Origin of the sequence: Actinomadura roseirufa (assembly GCF_900659635.1) — a bacterium.
Classification (GTDB): Bacteria; Actinomycetota; Actinomycetes; order Streptosporangiales; family Streptosporangiaceae; genus Spirillospora; species Spirillospora roseirufa.
Genome location: NZ_CAACVB010000099.1, coordinates 21,312 through 27,734 on the forward strand (window position 1 = coordinate 21,312; position 6,423 = coordinate 27,734).

At 73.5% G+C, this 6,423-nt stretch carries 6 protein-coding genes; 3 read left to right on the forward strand and 3 right to left on the reverse strand.

Going from position 1 to position 6,423, the window contains the following annotated elements:
- Position 1: 1 nt before the first annotated feature.
- Both E1291_RS21255 and E1291_RS21260 read right to left on the reverse strand, forming a co-directional pair.
- Positions 2–1,072 carry a sugar ABC transporter substrate-binding protein gene (locus E1291_RS21255; RefSeq protein ID WP_131739596.1) on the reverse strand — a complete coding sequence of 357 codons (1,071 nt, stop codon included), beginning with the start codon at positions 1,070–1,072 and terminating at the stop codon, positions 2–4.
- Positions 1,069–2,163, reverse strand: coding sequence for an ABC transporter permease (locus tag E1291_RS21260; RefSeq protein WP_131739598.1), 1,095 nt, complete (start codon positions 2,161–2,163; stop codon positions 1,069–1,071). Before E1291_RS21260 ends, E1291_RS21255 begins: the two co-directional genes overlap by 4 nt.
- A 103-nt stretch (positions 2,164–2,266) precedes the next feature.
- Here E1291_RS21260 and E1291_RS21265 point away from each other — a divergent pair, with 103 nt between their 5' ends.
- The 3 genes from E1291_RS21265 (at position 2,267) to E1291_RS21275 (ending at position 5,576) form a co-directional block, all read left to right on the forward strand.
- Positions 2,267–3,022, forward strand: a complete 756-nt coding sequence (locus E1291_RS21265; RefSeq protein WP_131739600.1) for an SDR family NAD(P)-dependent oxidoreductase — start codon at positions 2,267–2,269, stop codon at positions 3,020–3,022.
- Between the two features lie 32 nt (positions 3,023–3,054).
- Entirely contained in the window at positions 3,055–4,704 is a 1,650-nt protein-coding gene (locus E1291_RS21270) for a thiamine pyrophosphate-binding protein (protein WP_131739602.1), read from the forward strand.
- A gap of 62 nt (positions 4,705–4,766) precedes the next feature.
- On the forward strand, positions 4,767–5,576 hold the full coding sequence (locus tag E1291_RS21275; protein WP_131739604.1) for an IclR family transcriptional regulator: 810 nt from the start codon (positions 4,767–4,769) through the stop codon (positions 5,574–5,576).
- 127 nt (positions 5,577–5,703) lie between these two features.
- On the opposite strand, the gene E1291_RS21280 is transcribed toward E1291_RS21275, so the two are convergent.
- Positions 5,704–6,339: an RlpA-like double-psi beta-barrel domain-containing protein gene (locus tag E1291_RS21280; protein WP_131739606.1), complete on the reverse strand. Its 636-nt coding sequence runs from the start codon at positions 6,337–6,339 to the stop codon at positions 5,704–5,706.
- Positions 6,340–6,423 lie beyond the last annotated feature (84 nt).

Here is a 6,423-nt window from a genome sequence, read left to right on the forward strand (position 1 = left end):
GTCAGCGGGCCTCCTTGAGCGGCCTGATGTTCGCGCCGGGGTTCGCCAGGAGCGGGTCGAGCCGCGGCTTGTACCAGGCGTAGGCGTTCTGCACCGACTGCTGGCGGCGGAGGATCTCGTCGATGTTCGACTTGTCGATCACCAGGCCGGGGGTCTTGAACCAGCCGTGCGGGAGCTTGCCGTCCTTCTCCCGCACCGACTTGATCAGGATCGCGGTGGACACGTACCCCTTGAGGTAGTGCTCGGGGTCGATCGCGACGAAGTTCGTGCCCCGCTTCACCGCGTCGAGGGTCTTCGGGTCGACGTCGAAGCCCGCCGTCAGGAACTTGCCCTTGCGCTGGTCCTTGAGCCTGGCCAGGTTGTAGCTGTCGGCGTCGCCCACGCCGAGGAACGCGAGCGCGCCGGGGTTGGCGTTGACCTGCGCCTGCCAGGCGCCGTAGCTCTGCGCCGGGTCGCTGTAGGTCTGGAACGGGCCGAGCACGCGGATGCCCGGCGCCTGCCTGGCCAGGGTGTCCTTGATCCCCTTGGCCCGGCTGTCGAGCACCGGCGCCCCCGGGTTGGGAACGCCGATGACCACCGTGCCCTTGGCGTTCGCGCCGAGCCGCTTCACGGTCTCCCGCGCGAGCAGCGAGCCCAGCTCGTAGTTGTCGTTGCCGACGTAGAAGTCCACCTTGCTGCCGTCGGTGGGCGCCGTGTCGAGCGCGACGATCGGGATGCCCTTGGCGACGGCCTGCGCCGCGGGCCGGGTGAAGATCGGCGGGTCGAGGTTCTCCAGCACGATCCCGTCCCGGTGCGTGACGGTGAGGTTCTGGAAGAGCTGCTGCTCGGCGGGACCGTCGGTGTTGGGCGGCCCCACCACCTTGAAGTCGACGTTCCCCGCCTGCTTGGACGCCTCGGTCGCGCCCTCGTACATCTCCCGGGCGAAGTTGAGGCTGTAGTTGGCGACGGCGATGCCCATCTTCAGCCGCTTGCCCTTGCCCGATCCTCCGTCATCACCGCAGGAACCGGCGAGGACGGCGGTGACGGCCAGCGCGGCGGCCGCGGCGACGGCCCCCCGGGGACGCGGGATCATGGGTTCCTCCCAGGTGAGCGCCCGTCGGGGACGTGGCGCGGGGCGGGCCCGGCGCGCGGATCGCGCGCGGGGCGCAGGTCACGGACCCGGCGCAGCAGCGGTGCCGCGCCGACGGCGACGAGGATGACGCCCCCGGTCGCGAAGGTCGTCCAGTTGATGGGGACCTCGAAGAACACCAGCGCCGCGGTGACGACGCCGAGGATGAGACAGCCCGCCGCGGCGCCGAGGACGGAGCCGCTGCCGCCCTTCAGCGGGGTGCCGCCGATGATGGCCGCGGCGATGGCGGTGAGCTCGTAGCCCTGGCCGATGGTGGGGTCGCCGGCGATGAAGAACGCCAGCGCGAGCACCGCCGCGAGGCCCGCCATGAGCCCCGACAGCGCCAGCGCCGCGATGCGGGTGGTGGTCACCGGCAGCCCGCCGAACTCGGCGGCCTCGGGGTTGGAGCCGATGGCGCGGACCCGTGCGCCGAACCTGGTCCGGGTGAACAGCACGGTCAGCGCCGCGACGGCCGCGGCGAACACCCACACGGCGTTCGGGGCGCCGAGCGTCTCGCCGCCGCCGAGCACGCGGAAGAACGCGTCGTCCTGCGGCAGGTCGGTGATCTGCTTGCCCTCCGCGAGCGCCAGCCCGACCCCGCGCAGCAGCATCGACGTGGCGAGCGTGACGATGAACGACGGCAGCCGCAGATAGGTCGTCACGGCGCCGTTGAGGGCCCCCACCAGCGCCGACAGCGCCAGGACGACCAGCACCGCGAGCCAGGTGTTCATCCCGTCCCGGATGAGCAGCGCCCCCACGACGATGCCCATCGCGTACAGTCCGCCGACCGACAGGTCGACCTCCCGCATCGCGAGCGCGAACACCATGCCGCAGGCCATCAGCCCCACGTAGACGGAGTTGTGCGTGGTGGTGAGCAGGTTGCCCGTGCTCAGGAAGTCGGGCTGGAACAGCCCCACGCCGAGCACCAGCAGGATCAGCACGCCGATGACGCCCGCCTCGTCGGGCACCGGTCGGCGCGCGCGGGGCCGCGGCGCGGCGGGACCCTCGTTGTCGTTGGCTGCGGCCGGCACGGCCGACGGCTGTGGTGCGGACATGCGGCGAGCATGTGACCGGCGCCACCCCACGACAAGGAAGCCGTTTCGGTGAATGAAAACGGCCGCTTGTCGGCCCGGCGGGCGCGGCCCCACGCTGGCGGCCATGACCGAGACGCCGTCTGAGAACGGAACCCAGCGGGTCGCCCTCGTCACCGGCGCCGCGGGCGGGCTGGGACGCGAGTTCGCGATCGCCCTCGCCGCGCGGGGACATCGGGTCGCGGGCCTCGACCTCGCGGACATGTCGGCCACCGCTGCCCTGATTCCCGGCGGCCGGTTCCTCCCCGTGCGGGCGGACGTGACCGACCCCGAGGAGGTCGGCGCCGCGGTGGAGGAGGCCGCCGATCATTTCGGCGGCCTGCACATCGTGGTCAACAACGCCGGGATCTACCCGCCGCTCCCGTTCGAGGAGACGACGCTGGAGGACTGGCGCCGGATCATGCGGGTGAACCTGGACGGACCGTTCCTGGTGACCCGCGCCGCGCTCCCCCACCTGAAGGCGGCGGGCTGGGGACGGGTGGTCAACATCGCCTCCGCGGTGGTGTTCCTCGGGCCCCCCGAGCTGGTCGCCTACACCACGTCCAAGTCGGGACTCGTGGGCTTCACCCGGGCCCTGGCGAGCGCGGTCGGCGCGGACGGGATCACGGTGAACGCCATCGCGCCCGGCCTGACCCGCACCGCGACCGCGGCGCGCTCGACCGGCGCGGACGGCGGCTTCGAGCGGGTCCGCGGCCTGCAGGCCGTCCCGGCGACCGGGCAGCCCGCCGACCTCGTCTCCACGCTGCTGTACGTGTGCGACGAGGGCAGCGGCTTCCTCACCGGGCAGACCATCAACGTCGACGGCGGCTCCGCCAAGCACTGAAGGCACGCACTGAAGGGCAGGACGTTCACGATATGAGGCCGATCGAGGCGCTGCTGGAGATCGCCCGGGACGAGGGCGTGACACGGATCTTCGGCAATCCCGGCACGACCGAGCTCCCGCTGATGGACGCGCTGGTGGAGGCGCCGGACCTGGAGTACGTGCTGGGCCTGCAGGAGGGGTCCGTGGTCGCCATGGCCGACGGGTACGCGCGGGCGTCGCGGCGCCCGGCGCTGGTCAGCCTGCACGTGGCGGCGGGCGTGGCGAACGGGCTGATCGGGATGCTGAACGCGCTGCGCTCGCGCACCCCGCTAGTGATCGTCGCGGGCCAGCAGGACCGCCGCCACCTCGTCCAGGACCCGATGCTGTCGGGCGACCTGGTGGGGCTGGCGGCCGCGGCGACCAAGTCCGCCCTCGAGGTGCACCACGCGCACGACCTGCCGATCATGCTGCGGCGCGCGTTCGCGCTGGCGGCCCGGCCCCCGGCCGGGCCCGTGCTGCTGTCGGTGCCGATGGACCTGCTGGAGGAGGAGACCGACGTCACCCTGCCGGCCCGCTCGCCCGTGTCCGCGCCGGGCGCGCCCGGGACGGGCGTGGCGGACGCCGCGGCGCTGCTCGCCGGGGCCGAGCGTCCCGTGGTGGTCGCGGGCGACGGGGTCGGCCGCGCGGGCGCGGTCCGCGAGCTCGTGGAGCTCGCCGAACGGCTCGGCGCGGCCGTCTATCACCAGCCGATGAACGACGGCGTCGACTTCCCCGGAGGCCACCCCCTGTACGCGGGGATGCTGGCGCCGCGCAACGCCGCCGTTCGCGCGGTGCTCGAGGCGCACGACGCGGCGCTGATCGTCGGCTGCCACGCGTTCATGCCGCACCACTACACGCCCGGCCCGGCCGTCCCGGACGGGCTGGCGATCGTGCAGGTCGACGAGGACGCGGCCGAGATCGGCCGGAACTTCGCCGTCCGGCACGGGCTCACCGGCGACCTCGCGGCGACGCTGCGGGCCCTGACCGGCGAGCTGGCGGGCCGGGTGCCGGCGGCGGCCGGGCGAATCGAGCGGATCGGCGCCGCGCACGCGCGGGCCAGGGCCGAGACCGAGGCCGCCGCGACCGCCGCGTACGGACCGGCGCCGATGGACCCCGGCGCCGCCGCGCACGCCGTGGCGGCCGGGCTCCCCGGCGGCGCGGTCGTGGTCGAGGAGGCGATCACCGTGGGGCTGCGGCTGCGGGCCGTCCTGCGCCAGGACAGGCCCGGCTCGTACGTCCACACGGTCGGCGGCGGTCTCGGCTGGGGGATCGGCGCGGCGGTCGGCACGAGCCTGGCCGATCCCGACCGGCCGGTGGTCGCGGTGCTCGGCGACGGGTGCGCGATGTTCGGCCTGCAGGGGCTCTGGAGCGCCGCCCGCTACCGGGTGCCCGCCGCGTTCGTGGTCATGAACAACGGGGAGTACCGCACCCTCAAGGACACCCTGGACTCCGGCGGCGGCGCGTCCGCCCAGCACGGCCGCTACGTCGGCATGGACCTCGCGCCGCCGGCCCTGGACTGGCAGAGCGCCGCCCGCCTGTTCGGCGTCGACTCCGTGCGGGCGGGGTCTGCGGACGAGCTGCGCGACGCCGTGGCCGGGGCCAAGCATCTCGACGGCCCCCTGCTGATCGAGGCGCCGATCACCGGGCACAAGGCCGGGCGATGACCGGCGCCGCCGCGGGTCTGCGCGCCCTTGCGGGCGGGGCCGAACACGGTGACCATCGGGGAATGGACATCCCGGCCCCCGACGGGGACGCGCCGCGGTCGGTGCTGGCACGCGGCCTCAGCCTCCTCGACGCCTTCGGCTCCGCCGACACCGAGCTGAACCTCACCGAGCTGGCCGCGCGGACGGGACTGCCCAAGCCGACCGCGCACCGCCTGCTCGGCGAGCTGGTGCGGTGGGGAGGCGTCGAGCGGACCGCGGGCGGCTACCGGCTGAGCATGCGCCTGTTCGTGCTCGGCCAGCGGGCGCCGCGGCCGCGCGGGCTGCGCGAGGCCGCGCTGCCCTACCTCGAGGACCTGTACGAGGCGACGCACGAGAACATCCACCTCGCCGTGCTGGACGGCACCGACACGCTGTTCCTGGAGAAGGTGAGCGGCCGCAGGTCCATGCCGATCGTGTCCCGGGTGGGCGGCAGGCTGCCCGCCTACTGCACCGCGACGGGCAAGCTCTTCCTCGCGCTCGGGCCGCCGGAGCGCTTCGACCGGGTGCTCGCCGCCGGGCTCGTCCGCTACACCCCGCACACGATCGTCATGCCGGGGCTGCTGCAGCGCGAGCTGGCCCGCACGGCCGACCGGGGGTACGCCGTCAACCGGGAGGAGTCCGAGGCCGGCGTCTCGGCCGTGGCCGCGCCAGTCCTGGACCACCGCCGCCAGGTGATCGCGGCGATCTCCATCACCGGGAACGTCTGCCGCCTCGACCTCGACCGGCTCGCCCCGGCGGTGCGCACGGCCGCGCTGGCCCTGTCCCGGGAGCTGTCCCGGGAGGCGGCGTCGCGGGAAACGGCCGCCCCGTTCCCGCTGCGCAAGGCCAGATGACAGATCACGAAACGGTGAACGCCCCGGCGATCAAATGATCGCCGGGGCGTTCCGCACTCGCTTCCGGCAGCCCCTGCCGAAGCACGGTGAGGCTCCTCACGCCATCGCGGTGAGGCGCTTCACGTCATTACCCGAGGGGCTGCGGGGCGCCGCGCTTACCGGCGCCGGAACCCCAGGAGAGAACCTCCCACTTGACACCGCTGATGTGACCCTCGCCGGTGCCGGCGTTGTACTTGCTCTCCGGCTTCTTGCCGTCCAGCAGGTACCGGAAGGTGTAGGTGTCGAGGTCCAGCATGACGCCGTTGTGCGACGGGAGGCCGGGACCGCGGTCGCCGATGAAACCGGTGATGCTGCGGCCCTTGTAGGTGACGCGGACCTTGGTCAGCAGAGGCCAGCTGGGGCTGGCGAACAGGCCCTTCTGCATCGGCTTGCCGGACGCGGGGGCGCCGGTGTCGCCGTTCACGCCCGAGCCGTCGTCCCAGTAGTAGGACGCGGTCGTCTTGCCGGACAGCAGCGCGGCCGGGAGCTTCCGGGCGCGCTTGACGCCGTCCTTGTCGCTGGCCTTGGCGTCGGACTTGGCCGACCCCTTGGAGCCGTGCTTCTGCGAGACCTTGTGCTCCTGCGTGGCCATGGCCTGCTGCGACAGGAGCTTCTGGTCGGGAGCGGAGTCGTTGCTCGCGGCCGCGACACCGGCCACCAGCATCCCCGCGAGGGCGGTACCGGTGACGCCGGTCAGGACAGCATTGATCGCGCGCTTCTGCATGGAATTCCTTCGTTCGGGGAACAGGGCTGCCGTTCCGCGCCGGAGCACAGGGGCCGTCCGGGCATGGAGGAACGGGGTTCCGAG